Annotated in this window: 15 protein-coding genes; 3 read left to right on the top strand and 12 right to left on the bottom strand. The window is 39.0% G+C overall.

Annotated elements, in window-relative coordinates; translation table 11 throughout:
* From NHH15_RS10670 to NHH15_RS10645, 6 genes are all read right to left on the bottom strand, one after another.
* Positions 1 to 891: an ABC transporter ATP-binding protein gene (locus NHH15_RS10670; protein ID WP_262066660.1), complete on the bottom strand. Its 891-nt coding sequence runs from the start codon at positions 889 to 891 to the stop codon at positions 1 to 3.
* Positions 884 to 1,525 carry a TetR/AcrR family transcriptional regulator gene (locus tag NHH15_RS10665; RefSeq protein WP_262066659.1) on the bottom strand — a complete coding sequence of 214 codons (642 nt, stop codon included), beginning with the start codon at positions 1,523 to 1,525 and terminating at the stop codon, positions 884 to 886. Before NHH15_RS10665 ends, NHH15_RS10670 begins: the two co-directional genes overlap by 8 nt.
* Before the next feature lie 119 nt (positions 1,526 to 1,644).
* Positions 1,645 to 2,271, bottom strand: coding sequence for a flavodoxin family protein (locus tag NHH15_RS10660; RefSeq protein ID WP_262066658.1), 627 nt, complete (start codon positions 2,269 to 2,271; stop codon positions 1,645 to 1,647).
* Entirely contained in the window at positions 2,252 to 3,547 is a 1,296-nt protein-coding gene (locus NHH15_RS10655; RefSeq protein ID WP_262066739.1) for an L-cysteine desulfidase family protein, read from the bottom strand. The genes NHH15_RS10660 and NHH15_RS10655 overlap by 20 nt, the downstream gene beginning before the upstream one ends.
* A gap of 31 nt (positions 3,548 to 3,578) precedes the next feature.
* Positions 3,579 to 5,183: a DEAD/DEAH box helicase gene (locus NHH15_RS10650; RefSeq protein WP_262066657.1), complete on the bottom strand. Its 1,605-nt coding sequence runs from the start codon at positions 5,181 to 5,183 to the stop codon at positions 3,579 to 3,581.
* Positions 5,184 to 5,672: 489 nt separating this feature from the next.
* The gene (locus NHH15_RS10645; RefSeq protein WP_262066656.1) at positions 5,673 to 6,170 is read right to left on the bottom strand and encodes a hypothetical protein; all 498 of its coding nucleotides are present in this window, start codon (positions 6,168 to 6,170) and stop codon (positions 5,673 to 5,675) included.
* A gap of 108 nt (positions 6,171 to 6,278) precedes the next feature.
* On the opposite strand from NHH15_RS10645, the gene NHH15_RS10640 reads away from it, so the two are divergent.
* The gene (locus NHH15_RS10640) at positions 6,279 to 8,861 is read left to right on the top strand and encodes a translation factor GTPase family protein (protein ID WP_262066655.1); all 2,583 of its coding nucleotides are present in this window, start codon (positions 6,279 to 6,281) and stop codon (positions 8,859 to 8,861) included.
* Between the two features lie 213 nt (positions 8,862 to 9,074).
* Here the strand turns inward: NHH15_RS10640 and NHH15_RS10635 are convergent, their stop codons facing one another.
* Together NHH15_RS10635 and NHH15_RS10630 are read right to left on the bottom strand one after the other, a co-directional pair.
* Positions 9,075 to 10,802 (bottom strand): ABC transporter ATP-binding protein, encoded by a 1,728-nt coding sequence (locus NHH15_RS10635; RefSeq protein WP_262066654.1) that lies wholly within the window; start codon positions 10,800 to 10,802, stop codon positions 9,075 to 9,077.
* On the bottom strand, positions 10,799 to 12,523 hold the full coding sequence (locus tag NHH15_RS10630; protein WP_262066653.1) for an ABC transporter ATP-binding protein: 1,725 nt from the start codon (positions 12,521 to 12,523) through the stop codon (positions 10,799 to 10,801). The genes NHH15_RS10635 and NHH15_RS10630 overlap by 4 nt, the downstream gene beginning before the upstream one ends.
* A 129-nt stretch (positions 12,524 to 12,652) precedes the next feature.
* On the opposite strand from NHH15_RS10630, the gene NHH15_RS10625 reads away from it, so the two are divergent.
* Positions 12,653 to 13,894, top strand: coding sequence for a DUF1015 domain-containing protein (locus NHH15_RS10625; protein WP_262066652.1), 1,242 nt, complete (start codon positions 12,653 to 12,655; stop codon positions 13,892 to 13,894).
* Between the two features lies 1 nt (position 13,895).
* On the opposite strand, the gene NHH15_RS10620 is transcribed toward NHH15_RS10625, so the two are convergent.
* The 3 genes from NHH15_RS10620 to NHH15_RS10610 are packed head-to-tail and all read right to left on the bottom strand — an operon-like array spanning position 13,896 to position 17,304.
* A complete protein-coding gene (locus tag NHH15_RS10620) occupies positions 13,896 to 14,525 on the bottom strand; it encodes a hypothetical protein (protein WP_262066651.1) in 630 nt (209 codons plus the stop codon).
* A 14-nt stretch (positions 14,526 to 14,539) separates the two neighbouring features.
* On the bottom strand, positions 14,540 to 16,360 hold the full coding sequence (locus NHH15_RS10615) for a DUF6320 domain-containing protein (protein ID WP_262066650.1): 1,821 nt from the start codon (positions 16,358 to 16,360) through the stop codon (positions 14,540 to 14,542).
* Between the two features lie 2 nt (positions 16,361 to 16,362).
* Positions 16,363 to 17,304: an alpha/beta hydrolase gene (locus tag NHH15_RS10610; protein ID WP_262066649.1), complete on the bottom strand. Its 942-nt coding sequence runs from the start codon at positions 17,302 to 17,304 to the stop codon at positions 16,363 to 16,365.
* Positions 17,305 to 17,435: 131 nt separating this feature from the next.
* Here NHH15_RS10610 and NHH15_RS15880 point away from each other — a divergent pair, with 131 nt between their 5' ends.
* A complete protein-coding gene (locus NHH15_RS15880; RefSeq protein WP_416386580.1) occupies positions 17,436 to 17,861 on the top strand; it encodes an EamA family transporter in 426 nt (141 codons plus the stop codon).
* Here NHH15_RS15880 and NHH15_RS10600 read toward each other — a convergent pair.
* Positions 17,792 to 18,166, bottom strand: a 375-nt coding sequence (locus tag NHH15_RS10600) for an RNA-guided endonuclease InsQ/TnpB family protein (protein WP_262066647.1), incomplete at its 5' end; no start/stop codon positions are given. The genes NHH15_RS15880 and NHH15_RS10600 overlap by 70 nt on opposite strands.

Here is an 18,166-nt window from a genome sequence, read left to right as displayed (position 1 = left end):
CTACACCTCCTTATAATGACTCATAAAGAGCTCTTCCAATGTTGGCGGCATACATTTCAAATCTGTAATCTGCCGGCTTCCTAAGTATTGTATCACCTCACCTAACATTTCACTTTCTACACTAAAATGAAGGCTTCCCTTTTCATCCTCCTGAAGCTCATAAATACCCTGAATACCTTTCATCTCTGTCAGGTCTTCTTTTGTCTTCACAACAATTGAGGTTCGTGTAAGATGTCTCAGTTCTTCCAAGCTGCCCGATTCAATTATTTTCCCTTGCTTTATAATCGTCACTTTATCGCAGAGTTCTTCTACTTCGGAGAGTATATGGCTCGATAATAAGACGGTCTTTCCTGCCTTTTTAACCTCTCGCATGGTCTCTTGAAATACACTTTCCATAAGCGGATCCAGTCCTGATGTTGGCTCATCTAAAATATAAAGGTCTGCCTCTGCTGAAAGAGCTGCAACTAGTGCCACTTTTTGCCTGTTTCCCTTTGAATACGTACGGCATTTCTTTCGGGGATTAAAGTCAAACCTATCAATAAGCTCTTCCTGATACTTTTTATTCTTTCCTTTTCGCAAGCGCAAGAATAAGTCAATCACTTCTCCACCCGTTAAATTGGGCCAAAGATTAACATCTCCCGGCACAAAGGCAATACGCTTATGAAGTTCCACTGCATCCTTCCATGCATCTTTTCCAAATATTTCAGCCCTTCCTTCACTGGCATTAATCATCCCCATAAGAATACGGATGGTCGTTGTTTTCCCTGCGCCATTTGGTCCAATAAACCCACATATCTCTCCTTGCTCCAGTGTCATATTAATTCCATCCAATGCCTTGAATTTCCCAAACCTCTTTGTTACATCTTTTACTTCTACAATTGAATTATTCATCTACTCTACTCCCTTCCTTTGCCAGATATAAAAAGCTTTTCATATCATCTAATATCTCATCAAATTCTGTCCAATACGGCTCCAAATTGATCTCTGCCAGTGGCTTGCTCTTTACAACCTCAATAACCTCTCTGGAGAATCCATCTATGATGTACTGAATGTATTTTTTCGCTTTCACTGCATCGCTATCACTTTGATAAATAATCTTCATTTTCTCTTCTCGAAAATCCATTAACTCCTGATATTGCATTGCCACCTTATCTGATACCTTCAAATTCTCCGGATGCATATAAAGCATTGTATAAAATTCCAGTATATAGGGATACCGAATGTACAAATCCATTTTCAGCTTCGTCGCATTTCGAAGCCGCTCTATAAAATCTGTTTTCAGTACTTTGTCATCTATCTTTTCAAAATACCAGATCATGGTTCGATTTCCTTCCTCCACCAAATATTCAAATAGCATTACTTTATTCGAGAAATAGTGGAATATCATCCCTTTAGATACACCTGCACTCTTTGCGATCTGCTCAATCGAGGTTTTTCGGTATCCATAGATTCCAAACTCTTTATATGCTGCCTTTAACACCTCTTCCTGTTTCTCTTTTTGAGCCTTTAAAAAATTCTCATACATGTCTACTGTCCTTTCATTATCCCCTTGCCTTCTATCTTTGTTATACCACTATTGACCGATTCGGTCAATGCACTTCTAAAAAAAGTCCGGAGCTTTTTCTCCAGACTTTCCACTCTTATTTACCGTATAAAATTCGTCATTGTCCTTGGCTTTGTCTCAGGCTTTGGTATCTTTGTATCCTTTAGGACTTTAACCATCCATGAAATATTACGTCCAAGCTTCTCGATTACTTCCACGCCCTCTGTGTCCTCATGAATTTCTCCTGGATTCGCACCATGAACCGCATTCCAGTAGTCGGAAGTCACCAATACCATTTCCATTGCATTCATTGTTCCAAGCAATTGTTGATAAGTCTCCATTCCTCCTGAACGCCGCAGAGTCACAAGAGCCGCTCCAACCTTATGATGGAATTGATTATCCACGCATCCACCTGCTAAAAACAGGCGATCTAAAACGCATTTCATGTTTCCTGCAATGCCTCCATGATAGACTGGTGATGCCAAAACGATTGCGTCAGCTTTACTACAGGCCTCAATAATCTCATTCACACCATCATTATCCTGCACACATCTTGTCTTATGATTATTCACGCAGTGATAACAGGCCAGACAAGGCTTCACCTTTGTTCCAGGATGAAACACTTCAAAGTTGATTCCTTCTTTCGCAAAAACTTTTCCTAATATCTGTAAGCTTTGTTCACAGTTTCCTTCTTTTCTTGGTGATCCATTAATCGCAACTACCTTCATCTCCACAGTTCTCCTTTCCATCGTTCAACATAATATGTATAATCTCCTGGTTTGTTATCTGCATACCCTTTTTCCCGAGGCGTCCAATGTTAACAATCGTATTCTCAATCCCTTTTGATATAATACCGTCACCACCTTTAAACTCCTCGCCACAAATAAACATGTGATAACCCAAAAGTCCTGACTGTATTGACATGGCTATTTTTGCTGCACATGAAGCTTTTGCCCCGTCACAAACCATTCCAGATACAATGGCAAGACCATTGACAACTGTATGAAATACTTCGTCCTTTTTCCCACCTTTTAGATAAGCAATGCCACCGCCTGCTGCCACACCTGCACAGACTGCTCCACAAAATGCTGAGAGTCTTCCAATTCCTGTCTTCTGATGAATTGCTGTTAGATTCGATAATAGAAGCGCCCGATAAATGCTCTCCTCCGATGCATTCGTTTCCCGCCCATACACAATTACTGGCACCGAGCATGTAATTCCTTGATTTCCTGAACCAGAATTAATTACAACCGGCATTTCGCACCCATTCATACGGGCATCTGAACCTGCAGAAGCATATGCCACCGCTTTATTTTCGATTCCATTGCCATAAGCACCCAACAAAACGGAGCCAATATTCGCACCATAAGAGCCATCTATTCCCTCTTGTGCAATTGCCATGTTGTATTGAATTTGACGATCCAACAACCCCGTTATTTCATCTGTTAATTCACAAGTCGTAGCAAACTCATAAATTCCTGTCATATTGAGAATGCTTCGGTCTGTTAGTCCCTCTTCACTTTCTCCAATAAAGGGTTTCGTAAATAAAACCTCTCCATTCTTTTCGATATAGACTACATTCGTGTGATAGTTTGCAATCCGAATTGCTGCTTCATCCTTCTTTCCAAAACCTTTGATCTGAATATCAAAGTTCAAATCCGTATCCAGATAGTTCACAGAAATTGGAGTTTTATCTAAATAGTTCTTGAGTTCAACTTTTTGTTCTTTGGATACTTTCTGGATGACCTCTAATTCCTTACTGGCATTTCCTGCAATTATCCCAACTGCAATCGCTGCTTCAATCCCTTTTAAGTGCCCTGTATTCGGTACGATTACAGATTTTACATTTTTAATGATACTTCCACTGGCTCCTACTTCAATTCGTTCCGGTATTTCCCCCAGAGCCTCTCGGAGCTTAGCTGCGCCATAGGCCAATGCAATTGGCTCCGTACATCCCATCGCAGGCACCAATTCTTCTTTTAAAATTGTAATATACGCTTCCATCACTTCATTCCCCCAACAACTTGTAAAATGACTATTTACGTTTATTTGAAATTTCTACATTTAATTTTCTGCCATTGTAACGAAGGCCTTTTAAGGTATGCAGAATCTCTTGAGCCTTTGATGACGGCACATTTACAAAAGAAAACTTGTCCATTACAGCTACATCACCAATCATTTTTTCTTTTACATTACATTTCTCACTGATCAGCAAAACAATGTGTTTCTTCTTGATTTTATCCAATTTACCAATATTGATAAAGAGACGCACACTCTTTTTGTTGCCGCCACGATCCCGATCTCTTTTCTTACCAGGTCCTTCTATTTCACGAAGCTGCTCTGCACCTACTTCCCTGGAAAGAAATGCTGACGCCAAATCCAAAATGGTATAATCCTGATTTTCTTCTTCACTTAAGAATTCCTCTATGGATTTCGCATAACGGTCAAGCTTTGCCTTCTTCATTACTTTTCGGATATCCGCTAGTGCTCTTTGCGTACGAACATCGGCAATCTCTGATACCTTAGGCGCTGTAACAAATACAATCTTCGCTTTGGTATAATTCATAATTTCCTTTAAACGATACATGTCACGTCTTGTAGCGAAAGAGTAAGAAACGCCTTCTTCCTTTGCTCTTCCTGTTCGCCCGATTCGATGCACATAATACTCTACATCATCAGGAATATCATAGTTAAAGACTGCTTCCACACCCTTAACATCAATTCCTCTGGCTGCAACATCAGTTGCAATAAGTATATCAGCTCTTCCCTCTTTAAAATTTCTCATTACCCGGTCTCTTTGCGCCTGATTCATATCACCATGGATTCCCTCAGAAAGATAGCCTCGTGCAGTCATTTCGTGGGAGAGCTCATCTACCATTCTCTTCGTATTACAGAAAACCATAGATAATTTAAAATCATTTACATCAATTAATCGTGCCAGTAAATCCATCTTATCATCTGGGCTGACTTCCAGATAATATTGTTTAATCGAAGGTACTGTTATCTCCGATTTTGTAATTTGTATTTTTACTGGATCTGTAAGGTAACGATTGGATATTCTTAAGATATCTTGTGACATTGTAGCGGAAAACAATACTGTCTGACGCTCTTTTGGCACGGACTCTAATATCTCATCAATATCCTCCCGGAATCCCATATTAAGCATTTCATCTGCTTCATCCAGGATAAGCTGCTCTAAACGGTCTAATCGTATGGTTTTTCTTCTCATATGATCCATTAACCGACCTGGAGTTGCCACAATAATCTGTGGTTTTTTTCTCAATGCCATAATCTGTCTGTCAATGCTTTGTCCCCCGTAAACAGCCAGTATTCTGATGGAAGACATATATTTATTAAGCTTCATCAGTTCATTCGTTATCTGTACCGCCAATTCTCTTGTAGGGCTCAGGATTAAGGCTTTTACAAAAGAATCCTCTTCCTTCATTGCTTCCATAATTGGAATCCCAAAGGCACAAGTCTTTCCTGTTCCTGTAGGCGCCTGCACTACCATATCTCTACCTTCTAACATTGGCGCAATGCTTTTTGACTGAACTGGAGTCGCTTCTACAAACCCCATATCCTTTACCGCTCTTTTTAACTCTTCTTTTACATTTAATGATTCAAATAATAATTCTTGCATATTTCTCACTTTCTACTATTGCTTCGTTTCAAGACACATTAAGTCATCATAGCATAGAAAACCAAAGTAATCAAAGGATATTTATTCAAACGTCAAAAGATCGAAGGTATATATTCTTATGATATTCTTATACTTACCATACCTACTATCACAAAAAAAATGGAAACAAGCAATATAACGATGTATACCGGATCTATTATTTTCACAACGAACCGATTAATCATATATGAAATAACAAATATTAAAATACCTATTACCAAAAAAATATTTTTATTTTTCATGTTAAGAACCTCCCAATTAAAATTAGTAACCCCTTATCTTTACGCTGTATCACCTTAGTTACTATCCACAACATACACTATCTGCTTCTTTTTAAGATTATCATATGTCATTTATAATATCAATTCTATCTTTTAATATTTTTTCTTTTGTTTTCGGAAATGTTTTTTTGCCACGCTATCACGGCTTAGTAATCGCTTTTTTAAAGCTCTATATTGTCACTTCACCTTTCAGAAATAAACTCTTTATTGCCACAAGCATCTCCTCCTCGTTCAAAAAAGTGTGATGGATTTCTCCTGCCTCTATTGTGGAAAATATCAGGGTAAACTTTGAATTTTCTTCTTGTATAATCTCTCTTAAAGAAAACGTCTCTTCCCCCTTCCACAATGTCACTTTAAAATAGCTGATTTCCTCTGCTCCTATTCTCCAGCTTTTCTCATTTAAAAATGGATACGCTTCCCCAAGTCGAATTGGATGTCTCTCATCCTCCTTTCTCATTATACCGCCAAGCTCCTCAATTACTTCTGCAGGCAAATAATCTTCCCCTAGCAAATACATCTGACGAAATGTTCCTTTGATTTTTCTTAGCTTTTCCATCAAGATTTGGTACTTGTCCAATACCTCTTGCATCTCTTCTGCCAATTCCTCATCTCTTAGAAGACTTTGAAAGGGCAGATTCTCTCTTTCAATGTATACCTCTTTACTCATGGAACCACCTCCCATTCTTTGTACTCATTATAAATGTTCTTCTGTCCATTTACAAATCGAATAACTTTGTCTAAACTATAGACTAGAACAAACAAGAAGGGATAAAACATGAAACCAATTACACTCGGAATCCTTGCCCACGTAGATGCTGGAAAAACCACACTTTCAGAAAGTATACTTTACACCTGTGGCGCTCTCGCACAAAAGGGCAGGGTGGACCATAAAAATACATTTTTAGATACCAATTCGATTGAACGCAAAAGAGGCATTACCGTCTTTTCCAAACAAGCAGTTTTCCCTTTGGGAGATTATCAAATTACTCTTTTAGATACTCCTGGACATGTGGATTTTTCAACTGAAACAGAGCGTACCCTTATGGTATTAGACTATGCTCTTTTGGTAATAAACGGAAATGAAGGCGTCCAAAGCCATACGAAAACTTTGTGGGAGCTTTTGAAAAAGCATCAAATACCTACTTTTCTCTTTTTAAATAAAATGGATTTGACTGCGCAATCTAAAACGGCTCTTTTAGCCGATCTTCGCGAAAATCTGGATGAGGGATGTATTTATTTTGATGGAGATCATGACGAAGTCTTTTATGAAAGTCTCGCCCTTTCTGACGAGGCATACTTGGATTCCTTTTTACAAACCGGAAAGCTAAACACCAGAATCATTCAGGAAGGTATTCAAAAGCGGAAATTCTTCCCTGTATACAGTGGCTCTGCCTTAAAAGATTCCGGCATCCAAGAGCTCCTTCTGGGGCTAAAGGATTTCCTCTTTTTTCCTTCCTATGGCTCAACGGCTCAAATGGTGGTTTACAAAATATCAAGAGACGAAAAAGGAACCCGCCTTACCCATGCAAAAATTACAGGAGGGGAATTCTCTGTGAAATCTTTTATCGAGAATGAAAAAATCGATCAGATTCGCCTCTACTCTGGTGATAAATACGAATTAATGCCTGTCGCCTATAGCGGAATGATTGTTGCCTTTACTGGTTTGAAAGAAACCCATCCCCCTTCTGATTTCCAAAGCCTGAAACCCCTTCTTACCTACAAAGTTATCCATTCACCAGATGTAGATCCGTTTAAAATATATGAGAAATTTTCCCTATTAGAAGAAGAGGAACCTACTCTGAAATTGCAGTGGCAAGAAGAGAAAAAAGAAATTCTTGTACACGTAATGGGCGAAATTCAAACCGAAATTTTAAAAGCACTGCTGCAAGAACGGTTTCAAATCGATATAGACTTTTCCGAAGGTTCTATTCTTTACAAAGAAACCATTACAGATACCGTAATTGGTTCCGGACACTTTGAGCCTCTCCGTCATTACGCTGAAGTTCATCTTTTAATGGAACCTGCCCCAGCTGGAGAAGGAATGTCATTTTCATCCAAGGTAAACGAAGATGAATTAGATAAAAACTGGCAAAACCTCATCCTGACCCACTTAAAAGAAAAGGAACACGCCGGAGTTTTAGCTGGTTATCCTATTACAGATATAAAAATCACCTTAATTGCCGGACGGGCTCATATCAAACACACCTCCGGCGGAGATTTTAGAGAGGCCACCTATCGGGCTCTCCGACAGGGCCTGCGGAAATCCCAGGCTCTCCTTCTAGAACCTTTTTTACGTTTTCAGATTTCTTTACCTCTTTCTTATTTAGGAAGAGCCTTATCGGATATTGATGGGATGAGCGGAACATATCCCCCCCCAATAACCGAGCAAGATCGCGCTGTCATTGAAGGAAAAGCACCTCTTGCTACCATCCACCACTATGGAATTACTCTTTCTTCCTACACTGGTGGAGAAGGAAAGCTTTTTCTCTCCTTTCTTGGATATTTCCCCTGCCATAATGAAAAGGAGGTCTTGGAGAATGCAGACTATGATATTGAAAAAGACTCTCCGTCTTCATCTGTATTTACCCATCACGGTGCCGGCAGAACGATTCCCTGGGATAAAGCAGACGCTTCCATGCATATCCAGATAAAGGAGGACTCCAAACCAATCGATACCCCTAATCAAAAAGCTTCTATGACGCCTCCTGTGCACCGAAGCACCCAGGAAGAGGATGCCGAGTTAGAAGAAATCTTTATTCGTACCTATGGGGAACCTAAAAAGCCCAGCAGAGAATCTCTCCGTCTTTCTCCTCCCAAAGAGCCCGTTTATCAAGAGCCAAAAAAGCTGGAGGAATATCTCCTGATTGACGGCTATAATATCATCTACGCCTGGGACAGCCTAAAAGAACTTGCCGAAGAAAATCTGGATGCTGCCAGAGAAAAGCTCATTGATATCATCAGCAATTATCAAGGGTATAAAGGAATAACCACCATCGTTGTTTTTGATGCTTATAAGCTTGCTGGCCATCCTGAGGAAATCCTGGAATATAAAAACCTTTATATTGTTTACACGAAAGAAGCGGAAACTGCTGACCAATACATTGAAAAAACCGTTCACAAAATTGGAAGAAAGCATAAAGTAACGGTTGCCACCTCCGATTACCTGGAACAGATTATTACAAGGGGCAAAGGAAGTTATCTCTTTTCTGCTTCTGAACTATACGAAGAGATCGAAAACACAAGAAAAGAGATTCAAAAAAAGACAGACTCCTTCTCCTCTGGAACGAAAAACTATCTGTTGGATCACGCTCCAAAGGAATTAAATGCAGAGCTGGAAAACATTCGTTTAGGGAAATAACTTCAAGGGATCCGTATTGCTTGATAAAGCAGTACCGATCCCTTGTTATTTTTTCAGAAGAAATTCAAACTGTGCGACTGCACGATTGCGAATGCATTTCTTACAGGATATAAGAAGTTGGATATGTCCTTCCAAAGTATATAGAGAAAGTCTTTTTCATTCATCCTCAATTTGTCTACTCCTCAGATATACTCTCCTATTTTTGTATGAATTCTACTCAACAACAAATTGACTGTTGTAAAGCTTTGCATAAAATCCATCTTTACGAAGCAGTTCGTTGTGTCTTCCCGTCTCCACAATGTTTCCCTTGTTCATGACCAAAATTTTGTCTGCATTCTCAATCGTCGAAAGGCGGTGCGCAACAACGATACTGGTTCTTCCCTTCATCAACTCCTCCAGAGCCCTCTGAACACGTATTTCTGTTAATGTATCAATGGAAGACGTAGCTTCATCTAAAATAAGCATTGGAGGCTTGGCCAGAAAAACACGGGCAATTGACAACAGTTGCTTTTGTCCCTGGGAAAGATTTTCTTCATTCATGGAAATAAGAGTGTCGTATTTTCTTGGCATTTTCTGAATAAAGCTATGGGCTCTTGCCAGCTTTGCTGCATTTATTATTTCTTCTTCTGTAGCACCTTCCTTCCCATATCCAATATTTTCAGCAATGGTTCCGCTCTTTAGCCATGTATCTTGCAAAACCATACCAAAGCTCTCACGTAGTGCCCCACGCTTTATTTCCTTCGTGTCTTGCTGATCAATGTAAATCTTTCCTTCATCGATCTCGTAGAAGCGCATTAACAAATTAATCAAGGTGGTTTTTCCGCACCCGGTCGGTCCCACCAAGGCAATACGTTCACCTGGCTCTGCCAGGAAATCCAAATCCTTTATGAATTCCTTTTCCTTTACATAAGAAAAAGCCACTTTTTCAAATTCAATTTCCCCTTCTATATTTGTAAGTATCTTCGCCTCTGATCCGTCTGGCTTTACCACGTCCTCATCGAGAAAATCAAATACTCTTCCTATGCAGGCCAATGCATTCTGAAACTCTGTTACCACTCCGGAGATTTCATTAAAGGGTTTTGTGTATTGGTTGGCATAATTCATAAAGCTCACCAGCTCACCTACACTAATCCCGCCCCTCATAACCACAAAGGCTCCGTATATGCAAACTCCTGTAAATACCAAACCATTCACAAAGCGAGTTCCTGGATTTACTACCGAAGAGAAAAAGGTTCCTGATACACTCACCTTTCTCAACTTCTCATTGATCTGGTTAAAGATCGTTTCATTCTTCTCTTCTCTTGAAAACGCCTTCACAACATGCTGGTTACCAATCATTTCTTCTGTAAAAGCCGTCAGTTCTCCGCGGCTTTTCGACTGATCCTTGAATAAAAAATAAGTCTTTCTGGCAACAAGTCCTGCAAATAAAAATGACACCGGTGTAATCATTACTACCAGAAGAGTAATCTTAGGATTTAAAAGCAGCATAAACAACAGCGTGCCTACAATTGTCAGGATTCCTGTAAACAACTGGGTGAATCCCATAAGCAGGCCATCTCCAAACTGCTCTACGTCTGTCACAATACGACTGATTATTTCACCTGGTTGATGCTGGTCTAAGTATTCCATTGGCAACTTTTCCATGTGTGCAAAAGCATCGTTTCGCAGGTTTTTTGTTATGTTATATGTGATATGATTCGTCAAAAGACCAATAAACCACTGACTAAGTGCTGCTACTCCAATCGTCACCAAATAGAGGATTACAATTTTAGACAGCCCCGGAAAATCCACCTGCCCAGGACCAAAAATATGATCCACTCCTTTTCCAATCAATATAGGTGTGTAAAGAGTAGTCCCTACAAAAATACAGGAAAATAAAATCATTAAGCATATTGGAATACGAAAAGGCTTTAGCAGAGACTGTATTCTTTTTCCTCTCATAAGGCTTCCCCCTTTCCTAATTGCGTCCGACACAATTCCTGATATATTTCACTTGTCCTTCGTAACTCTTCGTGATTTCCAATGTCCTGAATTCTTCCTTCATCCATTACAAAAATCACATCTCCATGCTTGATTGATGCAACCCTTTGTGACACAATAATGGTTGTTAATTCTTTCCCTACTCTCCGCAACGCTTTTCGAAGGGCTGCATCTGTAGCATAATCCAACGCTGATGCACTATCATCTAAAATCAAAATATCTGGTTTCCCTATCAATGCTCTTGCAATACATAACCTCTGTCTTTGTCCCCCCGAGAAATTCCTGCCTCCTCCCTGTACAATTCCATCCAAGCCTTCCTGCTTTTCCATAACAAACTCTTTTGCCTGAGCGATTTCTAATGCCTCCCATATTTCTTCATCTGAAGCACTCTCTTTTCTCCACTGCATATTCTCCCGAATTGTACCAGAAAACAAAACTGATCTTTGAGGTACGATTGACACCCTTGCCCTTAATCGTTTATACGTATACTCTTGAACCTTTCGCCCATCTAATAGAACCTCTCCCTTGGTCGCATCATATAACCTTGGAATTAAATTAATCAATGTGGTTTTACCAGCGCCTGTTCCACCTATTATACCTATTGTTTCTCCCCTAGGGATGGAAAACTCTACATTCTCAATAGCGGTTTCATCCGAATTTGGATAAGAAAAACTTACTCCCTTAAAAGAAATCCCTTCTGCCTTTCCCAGTCCTGTCGTCTCTTTGCCTTCCTGCATCCTTGGCTGTAATGCCAGAACCTCTGCTACCCTTTTCCCACTTGCCAAGGCTTTTGTGATTGAAACAACAAGATTCACCAGAATTAAAAGAGCCAGAAGGATTTGTGACATGTAGTTGATAAGAGCAACCACTTCACCTTGGCTCAAGGCACCGCGATAAACCTCTTTTCCTCCTAAAATCAAAAGACTGATGATACCAATATTCGTAATACTGGTCGTCAAAGGATTCAGAAGAGCCGATATTCTTCCCGATTGAATTTGAAACCTGTTTAAAAGCTCTCCCTCTTCCTTAAAAGCTTCCTGCTCCTTCCTTTCCTTGTGAAAAGCTCTAATCACTCTCGCTCCACTGTAGCTTTCTCTTGTATGAAGAACAATTGCGTCAAAATGCTCCTGGACTTTCGTATACAGCTTTACTGTTATTTTCACAATTAAAAAAATAGATGTCCCAATTAAAATCATCGCCAACAGAAAGATGCCCGTTAGACGAAGGCTAATTGTACTTGCCATAAAGATTGCTCCAATCACAATAAACGGAGCACGCATAAAGAGACGCAAAAAGAGATTCACCCCATTTTGCACTTGATTCACGTCTCCCGTGATACGATTAATCAGAGTCGATGGCTTTATCAAATCTAACTCTTCATAAGAAAAAGTATTCACATGATGATACATCGCTTTTCGAATATTTGCACCCATCCCCATAGAAGATTTTGCTGCAAAATATTGTGCAGTCAAGGAACAGATCAGACCCACAACCCCTAGTAAAACCAGTATTATGCACTGGTGTAAGATAAAGCTTTTATCCCGGTCTGCAATTCCAATATCTATAATTCTTGCCGTAATCAATGGCACAATTAATTCAAAACTTGCTTCTAACATTTTAAAGAGTGGGGCAATAACACTTTCAACCTTATACCCCTTCAAATATTTTAACAAAGACCTCATTTTCACATACGTCCTTTCTTCTGGGTCATTATATCATAATCTAAAATTTTATTCGAATTCATAATTTTTGTGGCGAAACTTTATCTACTGTGATAAGTTAAGTACAAATACTTTAAAAGGAGAATCAATATGGCAGTCATTAAACCCTTTAAGGCTCTAAGACCCACTACCGAATATACAGATAAAATTGCGGCTCTTCCTTACGATGTATATAGCAGGGAAGAAGCTTATTCCTACACCAAAGAGCATCCTCTTTCCTTTCTAAATATTGACCGACCAGAAACTCAGTTTGATAGGAACGTGGATATGTATAGTGAGAAAGTCTATCAGGAAGGTGGAAGACTTTTGAAGGAAATGGAAGAAAAAAAATTCTTCCAAATGGAACAAGAAGAATGCTTTTACATCTACGAACAAACTTTTAACGAAAGAACTCAAACCGGTCTTGCTGTTTGTTCTTCTGTAGATGACTACCTAAATAATGTAATTAAGAAACATGAAAAAACGGTCTCCTCAAAAGAAAAGGATCGAATAAACCACGTAAACACTTGCAACGCCCAGAGCGGACCAATCTTTTTGGCTTATCCTCCGAATCAGAGAATCAAAGAGATCGTCACAAAGGCAAAGATGAATACTCCTCTCTATGATTTTGTGTCAGAGGACCAGGTAACCCAGCGTATGTGGAAAATATCAGATACCTCCACAATTCAACTTCTTGTTGATTTGTTTGGAGAAATCCCTTCCACCTACATTGCAGATGGACATCACCGGGCAGCTTCGGCAGTTGCTGTCTCTAAAATGCGCAGAGAAAAATATCCCCACTATACTGGAACAGAGGAATTTAACTACTTCCTGTCTGTTTTATTCCCTGCAGATGAGCTTTATATCATGGATTACAACCGTGTCCTGAAAAAGCAACCCTATTATATGGCATCCTCGATTTTAGAGGGTATCAAAAAAGTGTGCGATGTACTCCAGATGGACACAAAAAAAATTGCTCCAAGCAAGCCTGGAACTTTTTCAATGCTCCTAGACAACACCTGGTATTTATTGCAGGAAAAAGAGTCCTTTCAAAAGAGTGATGCTGTTGAAGCCCTGGACGTAGCATTTTTACAACGGGAAATTCTTGCCCCTCTCTTTGGGATTGAAGATCCAAAAACAGACGAACGAATCGCATTTATCGGCGGAATCCGCGGATTGAAAGAGCTTGAGATGCGGGTAAATACAGACTGCGTATGTGCCTTTGCCATGTATCCCACCTCAATCTATGATCTGTTTGCCGTGGCAGATGCCAATAAGCTAATGCCCCCCAAATCCACTTGGTTTGAACCAAAGCTGTTAAGCGGACTACTGATACACAAAATCGAATCCTAAATTAGGATTCGATTTTTAATGCGTCGATTATTCTTTTAATATGCTTCGTCCCCTCTAAAATAGGTTCTTCTCCATTGGGAATAAATAGATAAAGTGTCTTTTCCTTCAAATAGGCTCCAATGGGTGTTTTCACATAATTTCGGATCCTCTGGATTCCTTTCAAAATGGGGGCTTGAATTTTTCCTTCTTTTTGAAAAATCAAGGTATTAATATCTGTAAGGGGCGTTCCAACGTATTTCCAAACTTCATCTCCTATATCCACTTGTGGAAATGGCTTAGCTGGCACCTTTTTGTAATCAATAAAACGTGTATTCTGTAAATGGGCACTTAACAGATAAGCTTCCTCGTAGCTATCCATAAGTTCTATTTTATAAACCTCACCTTCATATCCCGGAAAACTAATATCCCCTCTTTCAAAAAGAATTCCTTTGTATTTTCCTCTTACATAAGAGGTTTCCTTAATCCTGGTTGTTGACTCAATTAAGTAAAGATAAATATTTTGCAAATCCGATTCAAAAAAGCTTCCTTTTCCCTGAAAAGTAACTTCTTCAAACTCTTTTTCTAACTCTTCCTTTGTCGTGATAAACCGACTCTTTTTTCCAAAAATTTTTTCAATAATTTCTTTTAACACAAATCTCTCCTCTTTTACAGATGAAATTTCTTTTGTAGCTCTTCCTTAAAATCTTTCCAACGGAAAATCATCAAGACGATAACAACTAAGAATCCAATGCTTGATGAAACCACCGAAAATTGTAATTTCTTTATGATTCCCACTGCCATTAGTACGATAGAAACAACTACACTATAGCTTGCCGCCATTAGAAAATAAATCATATATTCCTTTGCGGAGTGAGCCTGTATTTTTGAAACAATTAACATTCCGATTAAAACCACAATACTAATTGCAGGAAATACATAGTCCACGGACCATCCCAAAAATCCATAGTATACATCCCATACAATACTTCCACAAGTAATCAATATATAAAGCCACATAATATCCTTTAAAAGATTATGCCGTTTATAATATCCGATTGATAAAGCCATCCAAAAGCTTCCCGTTCCTGCAATTACAATGACTGACCACCAGCTGTTCTTTGTAACTAAAACGTTAATTCCAAGACAGATAACGCAGGCTAAAATACAGAAAAAGGAAAACCACTTATAAATCATAAGCCCTTTTAGCTCTGGTGTATCGCTCTCCGGAAACTCACTTTCTTTTTCTTCCGCTGATATGGATAGGGAGTCTAAAATCCGATAAAAATTACGCTTTATATTGGTTGTATCAAAACGAGAAGTAAAACTCAAGGTAACTTCATCTTGAAAGGAACACATCGTAAGTTCTACCTTAGGTGTATTGGTGTAGACTCCGAAGCTCTCTATATAGGCACAGTATTCTTCCGGCATCACCACTGCCCCCATATTTGAAAAAATAGCCGTTACATCATCTTTACTTTTTCTTGCACCAATATAGATTCCCCAGTTTTTAATTAGCAATGGAAAGAAACGTAATATTGGATGCTTTTCCAGAGAAAAATATTTATTAATATGAGTCAGCATCTTTTCTTCTGTCAAGTTTTCCTTATAGTACCTTTTCACTGCCTCCAAAATTTCCATGAAATCATCACTGTTTTCACTAAAATTATATTCTGGTTCAATAAAAGCAAAGAAATTCAGCATAGATGCCGATGCGAAAAATTTTCTTAAGTTTACCGGCACCATTATAACAAGGGGTTTCTTTTCTTGTAGTTTCGGCATCTCTTCGTGAATGGCACAGATATAGATTGTCGTTAACAGCACGCTTAATGAACAACCCAATTCTCTTGATTTTTCCAGTAAATCCTTTAGAGACAATACATGTTCCGTGATTTGCAATTTCTTATAAGATGGTGCATTTCTTTGGACCTGATATGCTTTTTTCTTTTTTTGCCCACTCTTTTTATAGGTCTTCGTATAATACCTTGAAAAAGCATCATCTTCCTGATCTTGGATTGTTACTTTTTCTTTTGTCAGCATAATATCCTGCAATCCCTCTTTTTCATGACACAGGAGCAGGTATTGCTTGATTAACTCTCTCAAAAACTCCATTGCTCCTGTCCCATCAGTCAGAGCATGAAACACTTCAAAATTAATTCGTTTTTTATAATAAGTGACCTCAAAAAGAAGGTTAAATTTATCCTTAATATAGAGAGGTGCACAGGGGTCTTTGTATTCTTCCACTACCTTCGGATGTAAGTCACTTTCTTCCAGATAATGCCAAAAAAGCCCCCTCCTTAATGTGGTTAAAAACAACGGATATATTTCGATTATCTTATCCAATGCCTGTTGTAGTTTGTCTGGTCGGATATCTTCCTTAAGGTCGCAGTAAAAACGAAATACCTTTGTATCCTTTTTACTGTTATTAGCAACAAATAACAGTGCATTATTATCCAGTTTTCTCCATGGTTTTGGTTTTCTGATTTTCATATTTATTTCAAACGGGTCCTTTGCAAAAATTCATTTATAATTTCAAAACTTTCTTTCACATGGAAAGCCTTAATTCCTAAAGCAAAAAATCCATGTGGTGCGTCTTTTATACGATGTACCTCCACTTTGTTTCCAGCTTCTTTTAACTTTTTACCATAGTCCTCTCCCTCATCTCTTAAAGGATCTAACTCTGCTGTAATAATCAATGTCTCAGGCTGATTTGTCAAATCTTTTTCCTTAATTGGGGCAAAGTAAGGATTCTCTTTATCTTCTTCTTTTCCTGCATATAAGTTTATGTAATCCCGTAGTCTTCCCCTTGTCAAGATATAATCCTTTCCATTTTCCTGAACCGATGGATAAGGCGATGTTTCTGAATAGTCGCTATTCACTGCTGGATAGATTAGAATTTGTCTTTTCACCTCAAACTCCTTCTTATCTCTTGCCATAAGAGACAGTGCTGCCGCCAGATTGCCTCCTGCACTATCCCCCATAAGCGTCACCTGCTCCGGATTGATATTGAGAAAAAAGCGCTTTTGGAAAATTGATTTTGCTACGTAATAGCAATCCATTAATCCGGCCGGAAATGGATGTTCCGGCGCCAGACTATATTCCACCGCTATAACAATCTGATTGATGTTTTTCGCAAGCCGGGCACAAATTCTTTCGTAATTATCAACACTATCTGTTACCCACCCTCCACCATGAAGGAAGAGAACTGCCGGAAAATCCGATACCCCATCCTCTTCCAAATGAATACTTTTATCTGGAAAGAAAATACGAATCGGAATTTGATGTCCTTCATTATGAATCCGTAAATCTACTTTTGTATGAAACAGCTTCATAGGATCAAGAGCTTTAATATTTGCAATACTTCTGGACTTTTCAAGCTCGACGTCGTTATAAGATAAGGCTTTTAACACCTTCTTTACTGTTTTATTAATCATCTCTTAGACCTCTCTGATTTTTCCTTATTTTTTAGTATACCACAGACTCCAAAAGATATGGTAAAATAAACCCATGAAACACGTGAAAGAAAAAAATAGATGCTGTCACAATATCCGCATTGCAAAGCGGTATGACAGCATTCCTAAGTTTATGCGGCGCCTTAGCCTTCGACCGTATTCAGATTCTGAAAGACATTCGTCTCGATGCGTGGCTCGTAATCATCTACCTCGCTCTCTTTTGTACCTGTTTGGCTTACTTTTTCCAAAACAAGGCTTTAACCCATCTTCCCTCCTCAGAGGTATCGATGCTCCAATGTACACAACCCATATTTACAGCAATCATATCCTTCTTGCTTGTGACATGCTCCCACCACTTGAATGCTATCATTCTGAAGTGGGGGCTTCCTGTTCAATATTCCCAATGGAATAAGTATCTGCAGGCTATCCCCGTATGCCCTACGGTTTGTGTTCTTTTATTTTCGTACAGTCACGCACTTAGCATTCTTTTTCCTTCTTCCCGGATATTGATTGCAGCATTTACATCTCTGTCTAACTGATTCCCACATTCACATCGATAGCTTCTCTCTGCTAAGGAAAGTTCCCTCTTTATTTTTCCGCATTTACTACAGGTTTTACTGGAAGGATAATAGCGATTGATTTTTAAGAGCTTCTTTCCCCTGTCTCTCAGTTTATATTCCAAGAGATTACAGAAGTTCCCAAATCCATTATCCATCACCCCTTTTCCCAGATGGAGGCTCCTACTCATGCTTTTCATGTTTAAGTCTTCTACACAGACTACATCATATTCCCTTGCCAGTTCCAGACTCAACTTATGTTGATAGTCTTTTCTTTGATTCTTTGT

It is taken from the genome of Aequitasia blattaphilus, assembly GCF_024721305.1.
In the GTDB taxonomy this organism is placed as follows: Bacteria; Bacillota; Clostridia; order Lachnospirales; family Lachnospiraceae; genus Aequitasia; species Aequitasia blattaphila.
Note: the sequence above shows the minus strand (reverse complement) of the source record. Positions and strands in the feature narration are given on the sequence as shown.

Bases quoted from the DNA above. Each gene is read 5' to 3' on its own strand.
- NHH15_RS10670 (WP_262066660.1), bottom strand. From the start codon at position 891: ATGAATAATTCAATTGTAGAAGTAAAAGATGTAACAAAGAGGTTTGGG.
- NHH15_RS10665 (WP_262066659.1), bottom strand. From the start codon at position 1,525: ATGTATGAGAATTTTTTAAAGGCTCAAAAAGAGAAACAGGAAGAGGTG.
- NHH15_RS10660 (WP_262066658.1), bottom strand. From the start codon at position 2,271: ATGAAGGTAGTTGCGATTAATGGATCACCAAGAAAAGAAGGAAACTGT.
- NHH15_RS10655 (WP_262066739.1), bottom strand. From the start codon at position 3,547: ATGGAAGCGTATATTACAATTTTAAAAGAAGAATTGGTGCCTGCGATG.
- NHH15_RS10650 (WP_262066657.1), bottom strand. From the start codon at position 5,183: ATGCAAGAATTATTATTTGAATCATTAAATGTAAAAGAAGAGTTAAAA.
- NHH15_RS10645 (WP_262066656.1), bottom strand. From the start codon at position 6,170: ATGAGTAAAGAGGTATACATTGAAAGAGAGAATCTGCCCTTTCAAAGT.
- NHH15_RS10640 (WP_262066655.1), top strand. From the start codon at position 6,279: ATGAAACCAATTACACTCGGAATCCTTGCCCACGTAGATGCTGGAAAA.
- NHH15_RS10635 (WP_262066654.1), bottom strand. From the start codon at position 10,802: ATGAGAGGAAAAAGAATACAGTCTCTGCTAAAGCCTTTTCGTATTCCA.
- NHH15_RS10630 (WP_262066653.1), bottom strand. From the start codon at position 12,523: ATGAGGTCTTTGTTAAAATATTTGAAGGGGTATAAGGTTGAAAGTGTT.
- NHH15_RS10625 (WP_262066652.1), top strand. From the start codon at position 12,653: ATGGCAGTCATTAAACCCTTTAAGGCTCTAAGACCCACTACCGAATAT.
- NHH15_RS10615 (WP_262066650.1), bottom strand. From the start codon at position 16,360: ATGAAAATCAGAAAACCAAAACCATGGAGAAAACTGGATAATAATGCA.
- NHH15_RS10610 (WP_262066649.1), bottom strand. From the start codon at position 17,304: ATGATTAATAAAACAGTAAAGAAGGTGTTAAAAGCCTTATCTTATAAC.
- NHH15_RS15880 (WP_416386580.1), top strand. From the start codon at position 17,436: ATGACAGCATTCCTAAGTTTATGCGGCGCCTTAGCCTTCGACCGTATT.